The organism is Burkholderia sp. USMB20 (genome assembly GCF_000949135.2).
Taxonomy (GTDB): Bacteria; Pseudomonadota; Gammaproteobacteria; order Burkholderiales; family Burkholderiaceae; genus Burkholderia.
In genome coordinates this window covers 398407-422648 of record NZ_JTAN02000017.1, presented here as the reverse complement: position 1 = coordinate 422648, position 24242 = coordinate 398407, and the positions used below count along the sequence as shown (strand labels likewise).

17 protein-coding genes and 1 pseudogene are annotated in these 24242 nt (G+C 58.8%); 7 read left to right on the top strand and 11 right to left on the bottom strand.

Features of this window, described 5'->3' with window-relative positions; translation table 11 throughout:
• Positions 1 to 344 precede the first annotated feature (344 nt).
• On the bottom strand, positions 345 to 1265 hold the full coding sequence (locus PL79_RS22115; protein ID WP_044847217.1) for a hypothetical protein: 921 nt from the start codon (positions 1263 to 1265) through the stop codon (positions 345 to 347).
• A complete protein-coding gene (locus PL79_RS22110) occupies positions 1266 to 2390 on the bottom strand; it encodes a type IV toxin-antitoxin system AbiEi family antitoxin (RefSeq protein WP_044847218.1) in 1125 nt (374 codons plus the stop codon).
• A gap of 839 nt (positions 2391 to 3229) precedes the next feature.
• On the opposite strand from PL79_RS22110, the gene PL79_RS22105 reads away from it, so the two are divergent.
• The 3 genes from PL79_RS22105 to PL79_RS22095 are packed head-to-tail and all read left to right on the top strand — an operon-like array spanning position 3230 to position 7527.
• Positions 3230 to 4570, top strand: coding sequence for an ABC-three component system protein (locus PL79_RS22105; protein WP_207671179.1), 1341 nt, complete (start codon positions 3230 to 3232; stop codon positions 4568 to 4570).
• Positions 4560 to 5225, top strand: a complete 666-nt coding sequence (locus tag PL79_RS22100; protein WP_044847219.1) for an ABC-three component system middle component 1 — start codon at positions 4560 to 4562, stop codon at positions 5223 to 5225. Before PL79_RS22105 ends, PL79_RS22100 begins: the two co-directional genes overlap by 11 nt.
• Positions 5200 to 7527 carry an AAA family ATPase gene (locus PL79_RS22095; protein ID WP_044847220.1) on the top strand — a complete coding sequence of 776 codons (2328 nt, stop codon included), beginning with the start codon at positions 5200 to 5202 and terminating at the stop codon, positions 7525 to 7527. The genes PL79_RS22100 and PL79_RS22095 overlap by 26 nt, the downstream gene beginning before the upstream one ends.
• Before the next feature lie 275 nt (positions 7528 to 7802).
• Here PL79_RS22095 and PL79_RS22090 read toward each other — a convergent pair whose 3' ends face one another.
• The 7 genes from PL79_RS22090 to PL79_RS22060 all read right to left on the bottom strand — a co-directional run bounded on the left by PL79_RS22090 (position 7803) and on the right by PL79_RS22060 (position 18368).
• Positions 7803 to 10115 carry an ATP-binding protein gene (locus tag PL79_RS22090; protein ID WP_052664778.1) on the bottom strand — a complete coding sequence of 771 codons (2313 nt, stop codon included), beginning with the start codon at positions 10113 to 10115 and terminating at the stop codon, positions 7803 to 7805.
• 23 nt (positions 10116 to 10138) lie between these two features.
• Positions 10139 to 10411 carry a hypothetical protein gene (locus PL79_RS22085; protein WP_135801119.1) on the bottom strand — a complete coding sequence of 91 codons (273 nt, stop codon included), beginning with the start codon at positions 10409 to 10411 and terminating at the stop codon, positions 10139 to 10141.
• 365 nt (positions 10412 to 10776) lie between these two features.
• A complete protein-coding gene (locus tag PL79_RS22080) occupies positions 10777 to 11964 on the bottom strand; it encodes a Wadjet anti-phage system protein JetD domain-containing protein (protein WP_052664780.1) in 1188 nt (395 codons plus the stop codon).
• Complete coding sequence (locus PL79_RS22075) at positions 11961 to 15404, bottom strand: SbcC/MukB-like Walker B domain-containing protein (RefSeq protein ID WP_052664782.1); 3444 nt, start codon at positions 15402 to 15404, stop codon at positions 11961 to 11963. Before PL79_RS22075 ends, PL79_RS22080 begins: the two co-directional genes overlap by 4 nt.
• Positions 15401 to 16063, bottom strand: a complete 663-nt coding sequence (locus tag PL79_RS22070) for a DUF4194 domain-containing protein (protein ID WP_052664784.1) — start codon at positions 16061 to 16063, stop codon at positions 15401 to 15403. The genes PL79_RS22075 and PL79_RS22070 overlap by 4 nt, the downstream gene beginning before the upstream one ends.
• Complete coding sequence (locus PL79_RS22065) at positions 16060 to 17553, bottom strand: Wadjet anti-phage system protein JetA family protein (RefSeq protein ID WP_052664786.1); 1494 nt, start codon at positions 17551 to 17553, stop codon at positions 16060 to 16062. The genes PL79_RS22070 and PL79_RS22065 overlap by 4 nt, the downstream gene beginning before the upstream one ends.
• Positions 17535 to 18368 carry a WYL domain-containing protein gene (locus PL79_RS22060; RefSeq protein ID WP_082088681.1) on the bottom strand — a complete coding sequence of 278 codons (834 nt, stop codon included), beginning with the start codon at positions 18366 to 18368 and terminating at the stop codon, positions 17535 to 17537. Before PL79_RS22060 ends, PL79_RS22065 begins: the two co-directional genes overlap by 19 nt.
• A 215-nt stretch (positions 18369 to 18583) precedes the next feature.
• On the opposite strand from PL79_RS22060, the gene PL79_RS22055 reads away from it, so the two are divergent.
• The 4 genes and pseudogenes from PL79_RS22055 to PL79_RS22040 all read left to right on the top strand — a co-directional run.
• Positions 18584 to 18829 carry an AbrB/MazE/SpoVT family DNA-binding domain-containing protein gene (locus tag PL79_RS22055; RefSeq protein ID WP_044847221.1) on the top strand — a complete coding sequence of 82 codons (246 nt, stop codon included), beginning with the start codon at positions 18584 to 18586 and terminating at the stop codon, positions 18827 to 18829.
• A complete protein-coding gene (locus PL79_RS22050; protein ID WP_044847222.1) occupies positions 18826 to 19221 on the top strand; it encodes a PIN domain-containing protein in 396 nt (131 codons plus the stop codon). Before PL79_RS22055 ends, PL79_RS22050 begins: the two co-directional genes overlap by 4 nt.
• A gap of 595 nt (positions 19222 to 19816) precedes the next feature.
• Complete coding sequence (locus tag PL79_RS22045) at positions 19817 to 21142, top strand: DNA alkylation repair protein (RefSeq protein WP_328592068.1); 1326 nt, start codon at positions 19817 to 19819, stop codon at positions 21140 to 21142.
• 146 nt (positions 21143 to 21288) lie between these two features.
• Positions 21289 to 21483, top strand: a pseudogene (locus tag PL79_RS22040) (MFS transporter); the annotation flags it as partial.
• Between the two features lie 248 nt (positions 21484 to 21731).
• Here PL79_RS22040 and PL79_RS22035 read toward each other — a convergent pair.
• A complete protein-coding gene (locus tag PL79_RS22035; RefSeq protein WP_044848738.1) occupies positions 21732 to 22835 on the bottom strand; it encodes a porin in 1104 nt (367 codons plus the stop codon).
• A 346-nt stretch (positions 22836 to 23181) separates the two neighbouring features.
• A complete protein-coding gene (locus tag PL79_RS22030; RefSeq protein ID WP_082088751.1) occupies positions 23182 to 24213 on the bottom strand; it encodes a hypothetical protein in 1032 nt (343 codons plus the stop codon).
• Between the last annotated feature and the right edge of the window lie 29 nt (positions 24214 to 24242).

Genomic DNA, 24242 nt, shown 5'->3' with positions numbered 1-24242 from the left:
GAGGTAGGCGCCCTCGCGTTGATACTGGACACTGGCCTCGACCACGTGGTCAGCAAGTCCTATTTGAACGGCTGGGAAGAGGCGCCGGCGTGCCTGGCCAGATGTTTCACACGATCTATTCGACGTCATGCGAGCAGGGGCGGACCGTGGCCTGCGTCTCGATGATGCCGGTGCGGTTGATAGTGGTGCCGTTTGTGATCGGAGGGGTACGCCGTCTGAGCCTACCGAACGTTGTGTGCGTCAAGTTCCGCAGCTACGCCTTACACATCGCCTGCCGTGGGCGGGTAGTCGGTTTCCTGCATCGCCCGCGAAGTTCGGGTGATTCCCCTAGAAAGCGAACGGCGTCAAGTCTTTGGCTGGCGTTCGGCGAGCTTGGCGTTGAATTCATCAAGGAGCGCTTGAACGAGGCCCGACGCAAAGCGCTGGTCTCGCACCAAGGCATCATCGTCGGCCTGGTAGTGGAATTTCGCGTAACCGACTGATCCGACCTTTTCGTATCCCTCGCCATGTTCGTCATCGCAGAAGCGGCGGTGCAGGGCCGAGAGTCCTGCTTCGATCGCGCCGGGATGGGTCTGCGACAACGCGCGCTGCACGAACTGTTCGGCAACCTCGTCGATCTTCCCCGCGTACCGCAGCACATGGATGAGGTCGGCCGCATCCTTGTTTTCCATGCGGTCGTCTAGCGCCAAGGCCTTCAGAATGACGAAGGCAGGCACGTCGGCAAAGCGAACCAGCTCAGTAGAGATACCTCCACCGTCCAACAATTTGCCCGTGATCTCCCGTTCCTGAAACCATTCATGCACGATGCCGGCGTACTTTACGGCTAGCGCGGAGACACGTTCACCGTCGACGTTTACCGGTTTCCCGGGCTGCGCGTCGCCAGCGTCGCGAAGGAACTCAACGAGCACAAACATATGCTCGTTCACTCGCCGCTGCCACCGCCACGAAGACGGCTTACCGTTTTCAGGATTCACGTGCCGCTCGAATCGACGCGCAGCAAGCTGGTCGGCCAACGCAGCGTAGCCATCGCCCTGGGCGATCACTTGAATGTTGAGGACGACGTCGACGTCAGAGGTTCCAGCGTGTGCGGGCACGTCAGGCGGCGCTTCAGGCGTAAGGTACCGTGGCACCAGACCGCCCACGAGCCGCAACGTATTCTTGAGGCTGCCGAATGCGCCGAGCAGGGTGAGCAAGGTGCGCTCGCATGCGGCTGTCACGTCTGCATCGTAGCCGATGGCGTTGGCTGGTTTGGCTCCATTGGCCATTTATAACTCCAGTCGTTCTAGAACGTGTTGGGCCAACTCCTTGTTTCTGCCGCGGCCGTCGAGCAGGTCGAGGTAGAGGATGAAAGGACTGGCGAAATAGGACGGATACTCATCGGGACGTACGCCGCGTAAGTCGCGAAACAACAAGCTCGCGCCGGTGCGCTCGACCAGAGTGACATTTGCGCCCTTGTCGGCTGGCTTGAGCTGAAGCGTTTTCGCAAGCTGCTCAGCGTGTCCCGGCGAGACAATGATCTCGGCGGTATCTACGCTGGTAAGCAACGGAGCGTAGAGGTTTGCGGCGGCCGTGCCAGTAAATGCGTAGTCGAACGAGACCCCGCTCTTGCTGAGCTTGTGCGACAAGTGCGTAAGCAGCACCTCGGGGCGATCCGCAAAAGAGTACCAGCGGGTGCGTTGCTCCTCGCGCTTTGTCCAGTGCTCGGCCCATGCGTCCAGCAGTTGCCTCGGTCTAATCAATCGTCGTCGAATCGTGCGGCCAGCACCAACGGACTCGCACCATTCACGCCGCTCCAACTCCTGCAGCACCACGGAGCACGTATAGGAGGAGCTCTTAGTCATATAGGCGAGGTCGCCCCCGGTAATCCATTCGTTTCGGTGCTCCAGCAGCGCGTGAACGACCATTTCACGTGCGTCGGTGAACAGTGCGGTGACCGCCTTCCTTGCCGACGCCTGCTCCGGGCGCTCGATGTTGATGAACCAATTGCGCCAACGCAGAAACAGGTTGCCATTCCGCTCGAAATAGCCAATCCCGCGCTTTCGGAGCATGTCCCTTGCGCCAGGGCTCAGCGACTCAGCAGCAACCATGGTCAGCAAGTCCTGCGGGCGCTCGGACGCGAGCTTGTATTCGTCGAGCCTCCAGATCGCCTCTCGGATATCCCGCGGATAGGCGTGGCGAAGCGTTTCCACGGCGATATCGGCCGATTTGCCGCCGGCAAGAAGCGTGATCAGGGGATCGAGCCTCAATCCGTCTCCGGTCGGCTGTTCGGCTTGGCGGGTGACGATCTGCCCATCTGTGGCCTCTGCGAGAGCGGCGCAGAGCTCGTCCGCGACCTCGGCCTCGTAGGCGAGGCGGGCCGTCACCTTCTGACTCTGAGCGGGCTTTTCCATGGGCGTAAGCAGGGATGGTAATTTTGCTGATCAGCATAGGATAGAGCAAAGGCTATAATTTAGCAAAATTAGCCAATTTAGCTGCACAGCTAAGAAAGGTGGACGGGCTAAGGTAATGCACATTAAGTGTCCCTATTTACCTGAAGCCTGGGTAAGGGGGGACGAGCGCTGCGCCCGAGCCGTCAACAAATCGGGCTTCCATGTCGGCACGAGGAAAGCACAATGGAAACTGTCGTTGCGATGGGCAGAAACATCTTGTTACACTCGCCAATCCTAGAACAAGACAGAGAGAAGACACCGGCGACAGCAAGTGGAGGTTAAAGCAATGCACGCACGAGCACCAGCCAACAGCCGTGCTGCGCGTGACCTGCCCCCTTCAATAGAGCCAATGGGCTTCTAGCAAAGTCCCTTTTGAGCGGCCCCTAGTAAACAGTGCCATGATGTAAGCGAGTTTTCGTCGGGCCTATCCTCATCTGAGCGGGCGGGAGTGCGACCCGTGCTCCGGTCTCATACCGTCGCGCGGTGCCATCTGGGTTGAGCGCGGCAGCACACTGCAGGCCAGGCAGCGGGGGCGGCCCGCCGCGGCGATCCCTCCGGAAGTACGTTGCCTGCGGTGCTTGCTCCCGGGACTAGGTGCGCCGGGCTGCTGCCCGCAGATCGGACGGAAGAGCGCTGGCACGGAAGAACCTGGCATAACCGCACCTTGATCGCGATTGCGCAAGCACTTCAACCGGTTTCCGCCTCCTGCTTCAGGCGCCGGGTCCATAAAAAGGGCTTCTCTCCGATCTGGGCGAAGTCGTATCACGCACGGCTTACTTGGACGATGTGACGGCGATGCAGTGCTTGATCTGCTAGCCAGCGAGGATCGGGATATCAAGGCTGAAAAACACTTCCGGTTCGTGATATTTTCATATGGTAAAGGGGTATATGGCGGCATGCACGGGGCCGGTATGAACGAAAAAGACGAAAACTATCCAGATAGTGCCATTTCATCCTGGAGCGGTTTTGTATATCAAGGGAAGATTGCGCTTTATCACTGTCTTACCCTCATCCTCCAAGGATGCGTTGACTTTGAGCTTCAGCTCGACAGTACTGATGATTTCGCAATCTACAGGCAGGGAACATTGTCCAGCGCTCACCAGGTCAAAGCGAAGGTGGGAATTTATCGGTCAAGCTACGCAACAGCGCTCGAAAAATCGGCAAAAATCGAACTTGATCGAATCTCGGGGACTGTGCGCTATTTTCATGTCTCGGTCGCAATTTCAGACACGACTGATCACGTGGATGCGAATGGTGAAATTGTCAAGTTCTATTCGTACGGTGACGACAAATATTGTGCACTGGATGGTATTGAAACATTAACCAAGGCATTGATTTCAAAAATCTGCGCAAGCAGATCGATTGAATTAAGCGATAATCTACTCGATTCCAATTACTGCGTGCTGTCGGAGAGGATCAGTTCCAAGGCCATCGAGATTCACAAGAAAATTCAGGTCGATGGCGACTCGGAACGAAAGGCCGCATATACGAACCGGATATCCGGGGAAAGCATCCTTCAGGATATCCTGAACAGGAATCCGTACGATGACACCGTGTACTACGCGATCGAATTGAAGAGCCGGCTTCATGCTCATTTGGAAGCGAGGCTGGAGAAGGCCCTGCCTGATATGACCGACGTAGCCTATCAACGGGCAAGGCGGCTGTATGAGCACATCCGGGATACCAGGGCCGATGAGCTGAAAACTCTGTGCCAGATGATGAAGCCATCAGAGCGCTTTTCGCACATACAGAAGGAAGATATCCGGCGTTACGCGGACCTCATCCAGAAGATGGGTGTCGAGCCGATTCTCGAAACGCTTCCTCACTACCGGGACAAACAAAACAAGTTCTATGTCCCTACCGCGCTGAACCTGCACGAAAGCGAGGAGCATGACGAATGCGCCGTGAACATTCGCGGGGAGATGAAGAGCAATGATCATCTGCTCAAGCTGCTATATGAGTACAACAACCTTATAGCCGCGATGGCGCAAAGAACATTTTTGGTCGACACAAAATACACTGTCAGCGCGGACCTCGATGAACAGGAGACGCAGGAGCGCATCGACAGTAATATCACCAAAACGCTATGTATCAGTATTGTGACAAAGCAGGATGCGGAGGCCAGGCTCAATGATCATTGAACTTATTCATGAGGCTCTCATCGCACATCACTTCATCAACGTACTGGAAACCCCATCCGCCCGATTTTATTGTCGGGAATCAAGCTCGGCCGTCCGGTTCGTAATACTGCACGAGCTGGAGGAGCTTATAGATCCGTCCAGGCTTAACGCAGCGATGAACCAGTTGGTGCCCCAGGTCTTTTCAAGCAATCCTTCATTCAGGAAGAATTGCGATCTGATATGTGTGCATCATCTGAAGCAACTGGCTGATTTTAAAAATCACGAAGAAAAAATATTTGCCATCGAGGAAGATCCCCACTTCTTCAAGAAATATGTGCTTTATTACAGTGATGCTGAGGACGGTACGCTGCGCGATCAATCCTATAAGGACATTCAGGCGACTATTGCCGATAAGGCACTGTTCGACCAGTATAAGGACCAACCACTGACTGCGACGCAGTATAGCGTGGCGGCCAAAATTTTTATCAAATTGCCTTTCCTTGAACTGCCATTCGTCAAACGCGAACTTGTCCCGTTGCGAATGCAGGCACAGGGAGCGGTGAGTGAGGTTGGTTTGACGGCAACCTACGAGAGCATCCAGAAATTGAACAAAAATAATCTGGAAAGTTTGATCAAGGGAATGATTGACGATGAGCTGGAAAATATCAAGGATTGAAGTTTCGAGCTTCAAGGCGTTCAAGCACATTTTGCTGGACATCGACGGCTCATCGCTCGTGACGCTCGATGGTCCAAATGGGTTTGGCAAGACCAGCATTTTTGATGCGATCGAGCTGCTGCTCACGGGGAAGATCAAAAGGATCAACAATCTTTTCTTGAGGCTGATGACCGCCTACAAGAAAAAATACGAAGACAATCTCTTCTGGAACGTCCGGACCGGGGAGAGCGATCTGCTCATCAAGATTGAGTTCCTGAACGATGATCGCACGCTCGTGCTGGCAAGATATGCTGCCGCCCAATCGTTAAAGGATCAGGAACTCAACCGTGCGGATAGCTTCTCCCAGTTCGGTTTGTTCGAATTGTCAGATTTTTCGTCATCTGATTTTTCTTCAGAAAATCAGCGTGACGATAAATATATCGATGAACTTTTTGGAAGAAATTTTAGGGAAAATTTTGGCTTTCTGAACTACCTTGAGCAAGGGCAGAACCAGCTGTTGTTCACACGGGTAGATCAAAGAAGGGATGTGTTGGGGAGTCTATTCAACATCACCGATATCCAGACGGAGATTGCGAACTGCAAGGAATTTGAGCGCGGATTTGTCAGGTATCTCAAGGATTCAACGCGTCAGGACCGGGAGCGTGAGCTAACCGCTGAATGTGAAGCGCTCAAAGCCATCAATCACGCTGATCAGGGCAACGTCGAATACAGGAAGCTGTCGACGGCTTCCCCGCAGCCTGGCTGGGACGCGGAGAATCCCTTTCCGGCCTATTCGTCCGATCTCTTTGACCAGTATCAGGAATCCATCCGGAAGCTGCATGAGCTCCTTCCCCTCAAAAACGCTGTCCGGGTGAGGGTGCAAAATGAGCAGATCGAGGCGGATGTGACGCAGAACATGACTTCCTTGCGAAGTCTTGCCCAATTCGGAACGGATATCAAAAAGCTGGATGCGCTGGACAACGTGCGGAAGGAACTCGATCTGTTAGCCAATGCGAAAGCTGTTCTCCAGCGTGGCGCGACGGTTATCACGCGCGGAGAGGCGCAGAGACTCCCGGGCTGGGACGCGGAGCGCTTGAGAGTGTTCGACGAGCAAATTGCCGCGCGTGATAGCTTACGCCAGCTGGATCAGGCAAATGCTGCTGTCGCGGCTGAACTGACTCGCCTGAAAGCTGAACTGCTCGAGGAGCATGCCAAGATCTATCCCGAAGATCAGGCTTGTCCACTGTGTGGTGCCGACTGGAAGGCGCACCTCGCGATGGTGCAGGCCATTGAGGGCAGGTCTCAGGCGGTCGCCAATACATTGAGCGTCAATGGGAAGGCCCTGGTCGAGTTGACCACCCGGATGACCGAAGCGCTGGCGTCGATCGCCACGCACGTGAGCACCCAGGAATCCTTATTGTCTAGTGGCTACAATGAGGCGCTGCACACGGCCCTAACCCGAGAGCGGGTTCGCCTGCCCGTCATTGAGCAACTGGCTGAGAGACTTCTGGGTACCGGCACGTCGGCCAGCTATGCGTTCACCGCGAATGCGGAAGAGGTGGACACTCGTCTGCAGGATTTGCTCACGTCCATGCGCAGCAAAAGAACCGCGGAGACCGAATCCTTGCCCGAGGACTGGCAGCGAATCCTCACTGGTAGCTTCGGTGACGTTCAGGATTTTTACCTTGTCGAGCAGCAGGCACTGGCAGACAAGCGTCGCTACGTTTCCATCAAGGCCAACGAAGCAAGAAATGCCAGATTGCAGAAGTCTCTTGAGTCGTTGAAACAAATCCAGAGTGAGAATAGCGCTGCTGCCCGGGCTAGCGAAAAGGTGCGCAGGCTGCGTAACACGCTCGAAGAGGTGGAGCGTACCTATGCGGACCATACCATCTCGGAAATTGAGCTGATCTTCCATATTTACAGTGGGCGCCTTATCCAGAACTACCAGCGTGGTCTGGGCCTCTTTATCGAAAGTCGCGATGGCAAGCAGCTAAGATTCGTCACGGCCGAAAAGTCGGACCATGATGCGGTCCTTGCCATGAGTTCAGGGCAGATTTCGGCCCTGAGTTTGGCGTTCTTCCTTTCTCTCAACAAGGTCTACGCCGGTGTCCCTCTGATCCTGATTGATGATCCTTCCCAGTCTCTGGATGAGGTCAATGTAGCCTCACTCACTGATCTGCTTCGCTGCGAGCTTAAATCGCGTCAACTCATCGTATCGTCGCATGAGGAAGACATTTCATCCTATATGCGGTACCGCTTTAACAAGGCCGGCCTGAGCACCCGCTCGCTGAACATGCAGCTTCTGGTGAAGGGCGCGTCCTGATCGCTATCGTCATTGCGTTGTGCTTTTGCAGGCCTAATCGCGTGTCATCCTCGGATGGCACTACAGTCCCACAACCAGAAGCAGAATCAAGCCCCGAAGCGACCGCTCCGTGGGCTGCGACTGGCAAACTAGGGTGCCAGCCTCTTTCTATGAGGCGTATGCTGGTCACGAGCGCGATGAATTTTATATCCATTTGATAACCAGTTCAGAGCAGCGAGATGCGCTCACGCACGAGCACTCGTTCGGGCTGAAAACGACATGTCCAATCGTTGTGCTCATGATCCGTCCAACAGCAGTGTCTGGAACATGCTTTTGACTTCACTCTCGTTTAGCGAACTTCGGGGGAGATTCTGGTTAGGCGATCCAGTTCCGCGTGTGGGTTCTTCTGCTTGATCCGCAATGGCGGCAATCTCGTCGCGAGCTTCACGTAGCGGCGCCGCGAAGAATCGTGACCGCTGCTTGCGCTGCGCCAGCTCGGACAAATTTTCAACCAGCTTCTGCCTGTCGTACAAATCTTCGCAGCCCTCAAGATCATTTCGCCAGCCTCCGTTCATGTACGAACGTAGGCCCTCAAAGAACTTCTGCCCGTTGCGTTGCTGCCAGCCCCAGGTGGCCTCGGGGAGGTCGATCAGCTGTCTCCAGTGGCTGGACCGGGCATGTGGTAGCGCATCGAGCAGCTTCTCCAGGACGAGCATCCGAATGGTCGCTCCGCGGCCCGCAACGAACCGGTCCAGCGTCGCCATCTCCTGCACAAGTGCTGGCGTATCCCAAAGAGTGACCCACTGCGGACGCCAATCGGCAATCAGCCGCTCCATGGTGTCATATAGCTGATCGAGGCCCGGCTCTGCATGCTCGACATTGCAGAATTCCGCGAGGAATCGCAGTCGTTCCACCGCACCATAGTCAATCCGATGGCCAATGTCCTCTCCCTCTTCAGAGGGGATCCAAACGTAAGTTGGACCATCTGCCAATGCAGCTAGCCTCGAAATGAAGGCTGCACTGTTAAGCTGCGAAAGCAGTTGCTTCGACGGTGATTCGATCTCCCTGCTCAGCCGCCAAAGCGTAGCAATCTGTTTGAAGCGGATCGCTGAGTTAAAAATGTCAGCGTAGGTTTCCGGGTCGCCCAGAATGACCGATCCGACATACCCTTTGATCGACGGATTCAAGAAGCCGACACCTCGGGTTCCAATCGCCACGAATCCCCCCTCAAGGATCTTGAGGTGCGTCTTGAATTCATTCGGCTCGGTTTGCTGGTTGTACCTTTTGGCCCTCGCACCGCGTAGCTCGGAGAAACAGAATGACAGTCCGTGAAGACTGGCGCCGCCATCCGTGTACAAGGCCAGCAGGAGGCACCGCCCAGCCTCCGGAATCTGCGTGCGATAGGCGTGATCCCAGATCCTTTCCGGGTTGTCGAGCAGGTCTTCAACGTAGCGTTGATAGTCCGCCGCCGGTACCGATCTGACTCGACTCAAGTCCGCCAACCACTCGATCAGCCGGGGGTTAAAATGCGGATGACGGATGACTCGCAGGAAAAAGTCTCCGCGGAGCATCTCGCATTTGTGCGCCTTAGACAACTCGCTGAAGTAGAGGTGGTTGTAGAGGATTCTCGCACGGTCACCAAAGCTGTAATCTGCAAGCTCAAGCACAATTCGGTCACGGATTACTGTGCTGCTGTCGAGCCGCTCAGATAGGTCGATCGCGCTGCTAAGGATGTGCTCGCGCGTAGTCAGGATGAACTTGGAGTCCGACGACCGTTTAACCATTTCCATGAAGTCGACCACGGCCCTGTCCTGGTTCTGACCGAAGTACTCCCGACGGTCGCCGAGGAAGGTTTGGCCAAGGAAGTCGTCGTAGTAGAAGATCTGACGGGACTCACGTCGATACAACCTCTTCCCCTCAGAAATTTCCGACTGAATAACCACGGGCTCGTAACCTTCCTCCAGACTTGAGTAGAGGAGCATCTCCGCTAGCGTCGTCTTTCCAATTCCTGGTGGACCGGAAATCACAAGGATTCGGGCCGTCTCCAGGATATCTTTCGCCCGGGGATACGCTTGATTTTGAACAAAGCGCGGGAGCCTCTGCCTGATCCGCTCCACTTCGAACTCGGTTTGGCACACTTCCGCGTTGTGCAAAATCCGACCGATGACACTGGCGCTTGTCAGCCATAGCTTGAAATTTGCTCGCTCGACATTTGGGTGCTTCGCAAGCAGCCCGTCGAGATCGTTCGCACCGAAAACATCCGATGGTGACTTCACATAAGGGCTGAGCGCTTGCAAGATCGACTGCTTGTTGCCGGGTGTAAGCCCCACTGTCGTCACGATGACATACCGGTCTGGATTCAGGTTCGCGATCTTAGGCCGCTCGGAGTCTGCCAGGTGACGAAGCAGCGCAGCAAAGCCTGACTTGGCATAGTGCTTGCACTGCACGATCACCGTATTGCCAGGGGACGTGGCATAGCGCAGGTCGATGCCACCGTCGCGACCTTCCTTGAAGGCTTCCAACGCGACATTCCATTCTGCCTGCAAGAGATCCCGCGAGACTTCCTCAAAGTCCTGAGGTGAGAGCGCTTCGTAGTTATAGTTCGGCATGTGCGGTCTTCTTCTGCATGTCTTCAAAAGGTCTTGACCGGCATCGCCGACTCACGTGAGCCGTGGAGCGCGGATTCGTGTAATGCACTGTCCCAACTGATCTTCAATCCGCGTGATCGATGTAGTAGTTGACCCCTTGCGGCATCGGCCCGATGATCGATGTCCCAGTGCGACAGGGTCACCGGCACGGGGGAATCGATGGTGGTCTGTGGCGCTACGGGGTTCAGTGCGGCGCCGGCAGGATTCCATAGTTCCACGCTGCCGGTGCGCCAAAAATCGAAGAACAGATTCACCACGGGCGGTGAGGCCGGGCAGTAGATGGTGTCGAATGGCTTCGTTTTTTTGACAAAAATTATTGTGTTGCAGATTCTATCTGAGGGCAACACGGACGATCAAACCTGCATCCGGCGCATATCGTCGCTACCAGACCGGACGGAAAGGCCGCTATACAAGGATCCCGCGTGCCGATTGACAATCGAGTGGGTATCAACAACTCAAGCGTTAGATCATCAAAACCGGATTTCCCGCCGATCGTCGCGATTGACGGAAGCCACTCCTGAATCAGAAGCGATTGCGATTCTTTGCAACCCAAACCACGCTTTTGCGACTTGAGGGCGGGAAACGACCTTGTTCCAAGCCGAGGTACTTCGCTTGTACCAGCTCAGCCTTCTTGCTCGGCGACAAGCTTCGCTTCCGCCAACTCATACGCAATACTGTCCCACCCGGTCTCCCGAGCGTATTTGACCATCCTATCGACGGTGTGTATCGGTGCAGCCCGGCGCATCGACTCAGGAACTTCTAATGGACTCATCTTCCACGGCAGGAGGGTATGGCCGGCCTCGGCTGCACAACGACTCAGGACGGCGGCGATCCGAAAACCGCCTTCGTCAACGTCGCCCCAATGCAGCACTGGAGTTGAATCCGGGAGCTTGGAGAGCAACCGGAGGTACATTGCCCGCCATGCGGGGGAGGGCATTCCAGCCGTGTAGAGGCACAGCACATCTGAGTCACAGTGCTGGCGCGCCCACACGTGGAACGTTGTCTGGTTCTCGATGGTCAGCACCTTGCTGGGTATTGACCCGAGCCCCAGGACCGTGGACGGAGGCAAGGCGCAGTAGGGGCAGTCCAGCGGGAACGAACCGCGCTCCCGGCGGACCACGATGTTGCCGGCCAGACGCGCTGGCTGCGGCTCGCGGTAGAGGCCGAGCTCCTGCAATACTTCAGCATCCGGGCGCGCGTCGTCGTCGATGTTGCTCGCCAGCAGTGCATCGAGGCAAGGCACGAGGGACTCGATACACTTGCTATTTTTGAACAGGCGTGCGCTGGCGTCCCTCACCGGCGTTTCAGTGGCGCCGAGCGCCACCTGAGCCTGGCAGTATGTGATGACGTCGCAAGCCATTGTCCAGTTGGCGGCAGCGTCGGGCCCCGTGCCACGGACCTTCTTGAGCCTCTCCCAACTAGACAAGACGTCGTTCAAGATCGGGTGCTCGCCGAGGTGCGAGGCGAGAGCCTGTCTTGCCGACTGGACTCGCACCGCATGTGGCACCTTGCCCAAGATCGAAGCCAGTTTGTCGACGTCAATCAGTTCGACGCGCTCAATGAGCCCCTGGGGATCCCTCCGAGGGCGCAGGACCATGATTGCGCCCTCGGCCTGAGCGTAGGCCATCACCGCCTCGAAGTCCTCTTTGGCCTTTAAACCGCGCAACTCGTGGTACTCGGACAGCGCGGAGTCCGTCAGGGCGGGCCGCCGCACGGCTGCGCCGGCTGCGTGCTTGTCAGCAGACTTTAGTAGTCGCTCCAACGCCTTTCTGGCCAGCGGATCCATCTCGGTCTGGTCTTGGCGGCTCATGCTGCGGCATCTTCCGTCGAGTCGGCCTGCGGTAGGTATTGCCTTCTGATCTCCGCTTCGATCAGTTCCCGGTTGAATTCAGGCAGGTCGGCGCGGAACATCTCGCGCGTCTCGGGGGATACGTCGTGGCCCTCCAGTACCACCACATTGCTCTCGGCATCGCGCATGATGTCGTAGTAGCGATCAAGGAAGGCGGTCAGGCTACCCAAGGCGTCGCCTGTGCTGGCCATGAAGACCTGCAGGCCAAGCTCCTCGAAATAGCGCATGGTGGCTACGATATTCCTCGGGTCCATCTTGATGAAGGCCTCATCAATCACCAGCAGCCGGATACCGGTATCGTCGCCGCGCTCCAGCCGATAGGCTGACGAAAGTGCGGCACCCGCGATCACATACAGCGGAGCGCGATGCTCGCCACCAGAGCCGGACCCGACACGTTTGCTAAGCCAGCCGATGTGCTTGGTCGTGCCAGTGGAGGTCTCTTCGCGGAGTACCTCGATGTCGAAGTCGAAGAACTCGCGATAGTCGTCCAGGGGGGACTTCATCGCGGCCGCCCCGGTGACCGTCTTTTCGCGCATCAGCTCTTCGAACTCCTTGGGCAGCTCTCCGGCACCGCCGAGCAAGTCCTCGGTCGGGCCGTATTGGGCGACATCCTTGATGAACTTCAGCAGCACGGCGAAAGCAGGTCGCACATGTGAGCGGAACTGGTAGCGTTCGTTGTTGGTGAACATCGGCGCCAGGCGCAGGGCCTCGTTCATTCGGTTGACGGTGTCGCTCAACCACTCAAGGTGCTCGTGCAGAGCCACCGCAACGTCGTTGCGGAAGGTGCTCTTGGCGGCGCTCAGGGCATCTTCCATCCGAGCCTTATTTTCGCGCAGGCCCGTCTCGGTTAGGACTATGACCCGTGCGTCCAGCCAAGCGCGGGCGCTGCGCCAGTCGTCCTGGGTCCCGGCAGGCATGAACTCGTTATGCCTGACAAGGAACGCCGACAGCTTCTGCATGGCACTGGACCATTTCTGACGGGAGTCAGTCTCAGCGCGGTTGCCGCGGTGTTTGCAATCGGCGACGATCTCATTGAAAGACAGGCCCTGGCGTGTCAATAGCCTTTCCCATTGGTCTGATGCGTAGTCGGCGTCGTAGCCGTCAACCGCACGTGCTGCTTCAGCGATTCCGTTCTGGGTAACGGCCCGGGTCTGCTTCGTCTTGGTGTCTTCGCGCTTTTGCTGACATGCTGTCTCTGCTGCACCGACCGCCTTGGCAGCAGCAAGAAGTTGTTTGCGCACATCGGCCAGGGTGGCTTCTGCTGCTTCAGCTACCTGCACCAACTGGCGATACTCGTCAGTATCGAGGGCTTGCAGACGCTGCGTCAGATCCTCCTCGTCGGCAGCCTCTTTGATCACCCGATCGAAGATTTCGAGAACCTCATGAATCTTCTCCTGCTCTCCACCCACGAATGGGCCAAGGTTATTCAAGAGCTGCTTGAGCTTGGCGTACCTTTCCTTGAGGTCATCAATTTTCTCTTGGAGCTGACGGGCTTGTTCGGCGATAGAAGTGCGAGTCGCTGCAGAGGTCGGGCCGATCTTGAAGAGGGCGGGATTCCCCGGCTTCTTGCGTACCATCTCGCCATCAGCCAGCAACATGCCGTCCTTGGTCAATGCGAAGCGATGAGCGAAGCATTCGTCCTCAGTTTCCGCCCGTTGCGTGTCACCGAACTTGGATCGCAGGTAGTTGACCGCTGCGGCGCTGTTACCACTGATTAGCTCTGCCACGGCACCGCGCCTGGGGCTGCTGCGACCGGAGAATTTGCTGGGCATCACGACCTTCGCATCGTAGATCGCAGCCTGACGCGACACCCGGAATGCCTTGCGCTCGTCGGTCTCGTCAACTAGCAGGGCTTGCATGTTTGACGTACCCAGATAGGACTCGATGGCAGGTTGCCAGTCTGGGTCGTCGACACGCACCAGGTCGCACACCGGAGTAGCGTCCACGCCAGCGTTGGCTAGCGCGCGTTTGAGCGCCGCAGCCGGCCCCTCCAGAGGGGGCTTGCCCTTGGCGATACGCTCCTGGTTATCTTGGACGGCGGCGAGCTCGGCCTCGGTTGCCGTCTGCACGCGACCAACGGACTGCATCTCCTCGAACACCTCGTTGCTTAATAGCTTGGCTGCGCGCAGCGCCTTGCGGACTGTCGCCTCTACTGCATCGCGTCTGCTGATGTTATCCCCGTCTAGCAGTGCGTGGACGTCCTTGAGCGCCAGTGCCGTGGCCTCGTCGCTGTTGGCGACGAGCTTGCCAGGGATCTGCGCGTCGATAGCCCTACCGATGGCTTTGATGCTGCGATGCAGTCCGGTCCTTTGTTCAGTGAGCCGGTTTTGTATCTTGGCGAGGCTTTCCCGCAGCAACGCAGCGTCCGCGTGGGACGCGTGCTTGTCCCGAGCAGAGGCGCTATCGCGCGCGTGTTGTTCGGCCGCTTCGACCTGACGGTTGATTTCGTCACGTCGCGCATTGGCGGCTTCCAGTGCTGCTGATGCCCGGCCCTCGGCTTCCTCTGCGGCGGTCACCGCCTCGTTGGCAACCTCGAGTTCTGCAGCTTGGGCCAAGGCAGCGAGCGAGACCGAATGGCTGTTGCGTCGGTGTGCATCGGCGAAATCCGTCTCGATCAATTCAGCCTCGTCGAGCTTGTCCTGCACGTTGCGCACGAGGGCGGCCATCTCCTGGAAAGTGTGTAGCACTTCCTTGAATCGCTTGATGTTGGTCGGCCGGGTCTCCAGCACCTGCTGGCGGACGATGTCGTCGACGCTCCTGTCGAACTTCATGCGCAGGCCGAAACGGAACGCTTGGCGATAGGCATCCAAGCGCGGCGCACCACGTGTGCCCCTTAGCCGGAACAGCATCGCGTTGACGAAGCGCTCGGAGTCATGGAAGAGCACTTCCTCGCCGTGAGCACGTTGTGAGAGCATCTGTCTGAAGCTCGCCCATGGCCGTGGCCGATATTCGCCATCGACCAGTTCCAGATGGTCGCTAAGCGCGATGTCCGCGGGAAGAATGTAGCGACCCTGCACGTCGGACTTCTCGCGGTCGGCGCTCACGTAGATGCTGACACCGGTCGAGACAATTTCCTGAGTCGTCGTGTCTTCCCAGACTAGGGTGATGTAGGTGTTGGCACTGTCGCGAACGCGCGCATCCGGTGAGTCGCCGTACTGGCCTAGGCAATAGCTGCGGATATTGCGGCTGTTGTGGTTGGACTCGTCCGCTTGTGCATTGAAGGCGACGCCGGCGCTACCGCGGCTCTCGTTGGCCCCTAGCATCACGATTTGCACGGCGTCCAGGAGCGAGGATTTGCCGCTGCCGTTGGCGCCGAAGATGCCGCAGTTTGTGCCGACTTCGACATCACGCATTTCGTACAAGAAAAACTGGACTACTCGGATCCGGATCAGCTTCTTCATACGGCACCGCCTTCTTCCGTGGTGGAGGCGACCGCAGGGGTCACGCTGTCCACCTCGGCGTCGGGGCTGGTGAACAGGGCGATGCGTGCCAGCGCCGCCTCTCCTAGGACCTCGGCGATGCCGGGGCGGATGATGACCACGTATGGTTGATCCGTATCGTGACCGAACTGGTTGCCGTCCTCGTCCGACACCCGGGCGAGGCCCCAGCGCCGCATCCACTGGATCAGCGTGGCGAGCTTCCCTCCAGTGGCCAACTCGCGGCCCCCGGTCATTTGCTTGTACTTGAACTCCAGCGTGACCAGATCACAGGCCACCTCGCCGTTCTCATCATGGTGCCCGGATCGAGTCTCCTCGTCGAAGATTTTGCGTAGCACCAGTGCGAGCAGCGTCTGGTCCACGGTGACCGGCGAGGCCTTGGCGTGTTTGGGGATAGCGCAGGCATATCGCAGTTGGCTGTTGACACGCACGATGTAGCCCAGGGGTTCCAGAGCCCGCTTGAACTCACGCTCGAAGTCGCGGATCAGCCCGTAGGCCACCTTGCTGGCGCGATCCGCGGCGTACAAGACCTGTTCGGTGATTAGTCGATTCGCCGCTGCCTCGAAATCATCCTCGGTGACGACGTTCTTGGTGGCCGTAGCCGCATCCGTCCAGAAACTCATTGGCTTCCTCCCTTGGCAGGCTTGATTGTTCTTGCGATCGTGAAGGGCAGGTGAGAGATGCCCTGGCTCTGAACCTCCGCGCCTTCCATCCGGACCGTGGTGAATCCGCTGCTCATTGCCCGTGCGTTGGCGCGCAGCACCTTGCTGGACGTCGCGTTCGCTGTAGCAATCGTGCACAAGACCTGTAGCGCTCGGATTGACTCAACGTTATTCACTTGGAGGGCGGTGCTGGGCACTGCATCAGCCTCGCCTAGCTGTTGGCGCACAAACGCCGCGAGCTTTGGCAGCGACATAGTGCGCCGGTCCCGAGCCATCAGGGCCAGGCGGGCCCTGGCCTCCTGCTCCGGGGACATCGTTTGTTTGCGTAGTCCGCCGGGCGGCGGACGCTTGGTCTCGACGCGGGGCGAAGCGAGCCGTTCGCCACCGATGCAGTCTCCGGGAGCAAACGGTGCCAGTGCCGCCGCCTTGGTGCCCTGCTTGACAACGGTGTCGATGGCTTGATTGATCAATTCGTCGAGGGGGCGGGCGGCCCGAAGCCGGTAGTCTAGGTAGGCCAACGCCAGCTTGTTGGCGCGCCGGATTTCGTCGTCCAGCCGATCCAGGTATTCGTCGATCCGGCGCAGATCCTCTACCTTCTGGATGTCGCGCTCGAACATGGCTTCAGCGCGGGTAGGGTCGCGGCCAGCCTGCTTCTCGAGGTACCACTGGATTAGCCGAGCGCGCAGGTCTTGCGTCTGCTGGATATGGGCCACCATGCGTAGGATCTCTTGGCGCCGGGCCAGGGGATGCTCGCGTGTACGCAGTTCCTTGTAGTCGCCGATGAACATGCGCTCGACGTAGTCGTCGAAGAAGCGTCGCACGAACTCGCCGGTGGCGTCGACGCGACCGATCTCCAACATCAGATCGCGCACATTCGTACCTGCAATGCGGACGTGTTCAAGTAGGGCGCGCGACTGGCGGGCTGCCTCCTGTAGCGAGGCCCCATCTGTACTCTCGTCCAGAAGCAGCTTCAGGTTGGCTTCGATGCTGCGGACTTTGCCAGAGACGAATTCCGGGCCGGTGTGAGCGAACTCGACTAGGCGGTTCATGAACTGGGCGACGGCGGGTGCCATCGTCACCATCTCGCGCACGCCCACTCGGTCCACGCGAATCCACCCCGCATCGCGCAAGCGGTTGAAGACCATGATGGCTCGGATCGCCAGCGGTGTGGCTGGCGTCACGTCATCGCCTTCCGGAGTCCAATCCTGGTACTGGAGTTCCTCGGCGATGTCGGCAGTGATTTCGCGCATCAAGAAGCCGGTGCTCGGCGGCAATGGGGCCTCCGGTCCGAAGCGTTTGGCGTGCAGCACGCACAGCAATGTCCAATATTGGAAGCGATTGGCTGAGGCCAGCGGCGCGAAAAGGCGGTCGGGCAGGCGTTTGAAGAGCGGCGGATAGCGTTCGGCCACCTTCTCTTGGCGAATTTGATCGGTTAGGTCATGAACAGCCATTGCTGGCACTCCTCCGTGTTCTCAACCGCCATTTGATAGTCGGGGGGCATCTGTCGATTGATGTCCGTCGCTGCCATGAGTTCCTGCACCATGTATTTCAGGAGGGCTGCTCTGCAGCTTTCGATTCGCGCCGAGGCCCCATTGAAGTATTCATTTCTGACAACCAGTTGCTGCGATGGGGCTAGGCTAGGGTGAGCGGTAATCCTGACCTGAAGAACTGTGGACCAGGCGACGTCGGTCGAGACATCTATCAAGCTGGGATCTGAGAGCAGTTTGATATTGCTCATTCGCCCTAATACGAAGTCACGGAAATCTTGCCGATGCAGACAGTAGCCGCGAACATGCCACCGTCGTCCCGCTCGTAACAGGCTGTGAGGCTCGACGATTCGCTCGTGTGGCTCCGGGTTATTCATGGAGCAATAGAGGAACTTCACTCTGAGGTGATCCGCGATGGCCAGGCTTAACCGGGAGAAGATACGTGGCGAGGTGTGGGCAAAGTCCCACGAAATTGAAAGTGGCTTGCCCGGCGCGTTCAGGGCATGTGGGGCCAGCATGGCGCTAATGGCGCTTGACCGCGAGGCGTGCGCGGCGCGTTCGGCGTCAGAGTATGCCATGGAGGTCGCCACGTCCGCCTTGCGCTTGCTGTCCCAGGTCACCCAATCCGGATAGGACTCACGGAAGTCGCGAAGCCACTCGCTGGCTCGTATAGGACTCAATCCAAACTCAGTGACGAGCCTGCCGCGACTGACCCGACCTTCCCAGAGAAGGATCCGGCCAACTTTGGCCTCTCTTTCCTGACGGCCCTCAATAGACATGTCGACGTTGCCTCCTACTGGTCATCGATATGGTATGCAAAAACATATGATATGTAAATCCATATCCTGTATGACTGGAGAGTGAGCGATCTAGGCATGGAGGTGGAAATAATGATCCAGGCCGAGGATTTAGGGTTGGCGGTCCGGTACGTATGGAAGTCATTCTTGCTTTTTGGTTTTCCTTACCATAAAGTAAGGAATCAGGAGGTGTCACTATGACAGCAGCAACTATTACTTCAAAGGGGCAGGTCACGATCCCGGTGGACGTGCGTAATCAGCTTGGCTTGGAGGCCGGCGACCGGATCGAATTTAGCTTCAATGAGGCGACAGGCCGGTACGAGGTCTATCCAGCGACGCGCTCGCTCGTGGAGCTCAAGGGCGTTGTGAAGAAGCCTGAGAAACCGGTGTCGATTGACGACATGAATCAGGCCATCGCCGAGCAGGGGGCGTCAGCGCGATGATCGGACTGGATACAAACGTGCTAGTTCGCTACTTCGCGCAAGACGATGAAGTTCAGTCGAAGAAGGCGACGGCACTGATGGAGTCCCTGTCGCCCGAGCGGCCGGGATATGTTTCGCAGGTCGCATTAATCGAGGTCGTCTGGGTACTTGGGCGCTGCTACGGTGTCGAACGAGAGCAGATGAAGGACATCGTCGAATCAATGATCGGGACCAAAGAACTGGTCGTCGAAAGTGCTGACACGGTACGTAAGGCACTTCGCGTTTTCGCATCTTCAAAGGCGGATTTCGCGGACTGCCTGATCGAGCGTTCCGGGCATGTAGCCGAGTGCGAGTACACGGCTACTTTCGACGTGTCTGCCTCGAAGGTCGCGGGGATGCAGTTGATCAAGTAATCGTACCGATCACTCATACACGACGAGTAGTTCGGATGCTGCCGAGAACGCTGCCGACTTCCCGCGCTCGCCGGATCTGGGGCTTCGTCGCGGCTGCTTTTTAGTGTTTTTTTAGTGTTCGACTGGGGTAAGGGAAGTTCGATTTTTGGGGGCGGAGCGTAAAGCCTTACTGGCATTGCCTCGGGACACAGCCATGATTCAAAGTTATATGAATTGCGATTACTTTCCGGGTGATCCGGCCGGGGCCGCTGAAATCCGTCAGAGCCCCGTCTGACAAGGGTTTTCCGGAAATGGATGATCCGACCACTGCCGCGGAAATCCTCTCCGAACCGCAACTTTTTCGTGTTTTTCAGGGTTCGTGGTGTGGGGGCGGCTCTGCTCGGGAGGCGTGGGCCGATCGGGGCACGATATCGATGGAGGACGATCACGAGTCCGTTGACGGTCAGGCAAATCGAGGCTGCGAAGGCGACCGGAAAGCGGTCTTTCCTGTCGGACGGCGCGGACCGTCCCTGCGCGTGGGGCCGGCCGGCGGGAAAATCTGGTCTGTTCGTGTCAGTATCAGTGGCAAGCAACGCGACAAGCCGTTCGGCAAGACGTGGGCGCGCTCGACGACCGACGCGCGGTCATCGCCAATAGCCGCGCGATGCCGTCGAGCGTGAAACCCAGTGCGCCGATGAGCACGAGTCGGCTGCGTCCCGCGCGAGCGTGTTCCGGCCGGTCACGGTCTACTGACAGGAAATGGCATGGGCTTCGGCGATACTGTGCGCTTTCGTATCCATCGATCAGTGGCGCACCGCGTCTCCCTTCCGTCATGACCACCACTCAAGTTCCCGTCCTGCTGAAAGATTCGCTGTCCGAGCAGCGATTCCGCACGCTGTCCGACGTGCTGCATGCGATCGAACCTGCGTTCGACCGGGAGGCATTTCTGGCGACGGCGCTTGACGGCCTTGGCGACCTGACGCTGATGGAGCGTGTGAGGCGCGCCAGCGTCGCGATCGACGCGGCGGCGCGTTCATTGCCCGGCGGATACGACGCCGTGCTGGCGCTGCTGCAGGAGGCGGCGCCACGATTGGGCCGCGGATTCGTGTCGCTCGTCGCGCCCGACTATGTCGGGCAGTACGGTCGGCACGCGTTCGACCGTTCGATGGACGCGCTGAAATGCTTCACGCTGTTCGGCACGTCGGAATTCGCGGTGCGCGAATTCCTGCGCATCGATACGGCGCGCGCGCTCGCGACGATGGAGGCCTGGTCGCATGATGCGGACGATGCCGTGCGCCGGCTCGCCAGCGAGGGAAGCCGCCCGCGCTTGCCGTGGTCGTTCCGTCTGCGCGAGATCGAGGCCGACCCGGCGCTCGCGGCACGGATCCTCGACACGCTTCGCGCGGACCCGAGCGCATACGTGCGCCGCTCGGTCGCGAATCACCTGAACGATGTGGCGAAATCGCATCCGGCCTGGGTGCTCGATTGCGCCGAACGATGGGGCGACGATCATCCGCATACGCGCTGGATCGTCCGGCATGCGCTGCGCACGCTCGTGAAGCAGGGCGATGCGTGCGCGCTCGCGATACTCGGCGCCGAAAGCGCGCCGCGCATCGCCGTCGGCCCGTTCGGCGTGATGCCCGCGCAGGTGGCGCTCGGCGAGTCGATCGCGCTCGACTGCGAGCTGCATTCCACGGCCGACGTCGCGCAGCGGCTCGTCGTCGATTACCGGATCGCGTACGTGAAGCAAAATGGCGAGGCCTCGCCGAAGGTGTTCAAGCTGAAGGGGCTGATTCTCGAACCCGGCGAGCGCGTCACGCTGAGGCACAACCGGGCGATCCGCGATTTCACTACGCGCCGGCACTATGCGGGCCGGCACGAGGTCGAGCTGATCGTCAACGGCCAGGTCGTCGCGCAATCGTTCTTCGAGCTTGTCGTGTAAGTGGCCTTGCCCGGAGCGTATCGCGTCTGCTTTTTAGAGCCTATCGAGTGTTCGGGCGGGTGGCGCAAATTCCGGTTTGACGGGGCCGAATTGGAGAACCTTGCGGGTACTGGCTCATGGTGGAGGCACGATTCAAGGTCAAGTGCCTTACCGCGCAGGGTATCGGCGCGGCGCTCAGTCCGGCGCTGGGCGGCGTGCTCGCGCAGCACTTCGGTTATCCGACCGCATTCGTCGTGCCGGACGCCGTGTCGACGGGCTCGCTCGTGCTCTGGCTCGGCCATGCGCGCTCGCTGAGCGGCGTGTGCGGCAAGCCGGGCGATCTGTCGGCTACGTCGTCGTGAAGGTGCTTTCCCTCTTCATGCCATTCCCGGCCTGCCCGTGAATTCCGTTTCGCTTGCCTGGCTGATTGCCGCGTCGCCACGGCGGGTGTCGTCATGCGTCCGGGCGGCTGGCCCGGCGCGCATTCCGATCGATTCCAGGCCTGGCATTCTGTCGATGCGTGCGGTGCGATGGCCTGACGGCGCATCGCACCCGGACACGGGCTAGCAGCGGCATTGCATGGCGCTTCTAGCCCGTGTGCGAGATCGCATCAGAACAAATGCTGGATGCCCGCATAGACACCCGTCTGGCTATGCCCGGGTGTCGGATTGTCGTTGTAGCCGCCGCCGGCGATCGGGCCGCCGGCACCCGCCGCGTTCGACTCCAGACCGAAGTTCGCGTTCTTGCTGTTGCGAACGGTAGCAATCTGCATGTCGAAGAGCGTGCGCTTCGAGATGTTGTACGTGCCGCCAACCGTATAGATGTTGGCGTTGCCGCCGCCATGGTTCGCGTTGACGTGATAGACGGCACCGGTCAAGGCCGCAGCCGGCGTCGCCTGCCACGTGACGCCGCCCCAGACCTGCTGCGTCGACGTAATCCCGTTGTTGGCGGTCGGCGCGCCGTTCGCGTGCGAGGCCTGATAGGCCGCCTGCAGCTTGAACTGGCCGAGGAATACGTTCACGCCCGCGAAGTACTCCCGGGAATAGTTGAACACGTCCGAGAACTTGCCATTGACGTCGCGCGCCTCGTCGTAGATGCCGCGCACCTGGAAGTACGGATTCGTGTAGGTCAGTTGCAGGCCGTCGGCACGACCTTGTGCGGTCGTGCCGTTACCATTCCAGCTGGTGGCGTTCGACAGCGAATACTGGCCGTACACGTCGAAACCGTAGAAGCTCGGCGACTGGTACGAAATGTTGTTGCTCGTCTTGTTCCAGTTGCGCCCGCGCACGAGCGAACCGGACGACCAGGACGTCTGGCCGAGCGGATCGAAGTCCCACAATCCGTTCGAAATCGAGAGCTCGCGGCCGAGCAGCAGCGTGCCGTAAGCGTCGTTGGAAAAACCGACCGTTGCCCAGCGATCCCAAATGGACCCGGTGCCGCCGAGGCTGCCGTTCATCGCATTGAACGAGCCCTCGAGGTGGAAGACCGCCTTGTTTCCACCGCCGAGATCCTCGGAGCCCTTCAAGCCCCACAGGCTGGTGCCCCAGTCGCCGCTTTCGGCACGCCAGCGGCTCGTCGTGCCGCCGTTGCCGTTGGCAATGCCGCTCAGGTACTCGATGCCGGCGTCGAGGCGGCCGTAGAGCGTGACACTGCTTTGTGCGTGGGCGACGATGCCTGCGGACATCAACGTGGCGGCGAGTATTGCTTTTTTCATAATTGGCTCCAAACCTGTCAGAAAGAAAACGTGTGACTGCGGCACAACAGACCCGGTCAGTTTTTTATTGAATAAATTAAGGAAAACGAAATTATCTGTCGTGAAAAACGGATCGCGTATCAACAGGGAAAGTGAAATGTTCTTCGCTTGCGGCATGTCCAGCCAGGCAAACTGGACGAAAAGGTCTCCTTGGTCGGTATTGATGTGGGACGAAACTACGGGAGAGTCACGTAGTACAACTATTCATATATGAAATGCCGGACGGTCTGACGCTCATGAAGCCGGGCTTGCCCGGCGTCCCTTGCCGACGATCTGCAGCGCGATCGGTCCGATCCACGATGCACGCCTAACGTGCGGCGAGCACCTCGAATCGGTAGGCGATTTCAGTTGGCGTGTCAGGATTCAATGCAAGTGCCGTCCGGACCCCGCGGGAATTGATCGGATTGGGCGCGAGCGATGCCGCACGGCCAAGCTCGAATGCGCTCGCGACCGGCTCGATGCCCACGCAGAGGTTGCGGCCGTTCCACGGCGCATACGCACGTCCGCGGTTGCTGATCCACAACAGCAGCGACGGCAGCGCATCGGCATCCCAGGTCAGGCGATAGCGTGCGCCGGCGACGGCGTCGGTCATCGTGACGGAACCGTCGATTCCGCAGAGCTGCAGGATTTCTTCCGTGGGCTGCGCGAGCGGCAGCTGGTCGAATGCACCGAAGCTGCCCTCGCCGAGCGGTACGCGCTCGAGTGATTCGAACGTCGCGCCGGCCAGCGCGCTCGATACGCGCGGTTCTGGACCTGCCGGGTGCACCATGCCGAAACGGTACGTGCCGGGCTCGATTCGAAACGCGCCGGTGAGCGTCGGCAGCGCGAGATTCGGATGCAGACCGATGGGGCAGCGAGCCGACTTGCGTGCTTCGATACGGAGAACGATGTCGAAGGCAGCGCAAGCCGGATCGGCGCGCACGATGCGAGTCAGTCGTGCGATCGACGAGGTCTCGGGGTATTCGATTTCAATTTCGATCTCGTGCGCGGTTTGCCTCACGAGTGACCACACGCCGGTACAGCCGTAACCATGCTGAAGGTCGTCGCTGGTGTCGAGTGCGACGTCATCCGGGACGATCGGCGTTGCGGCGGCCTTCCGCCAGCCGGGGGGCAGTAGGTCGGGAGAGTAGGGAACACCGAATGGCACGCACGGGAATTCGCTTCGCATGACGCCCAGCAGCCCCGCGGGTTGCGGCTCGGCCTGGCCGAGCCACGGCGCTTCGTAAAACGGACGGATCGTGCGGCCGCCTTGCTGTAATGCAACGCCGCCGAGCATACCTCCTGCTGCATGGAGATCGAACGCGCCGTGCGCCCATTTGAGATGCCAGACTGTATCCATTGCTTCGTCAGGTGTAGTCGGAGAAAACG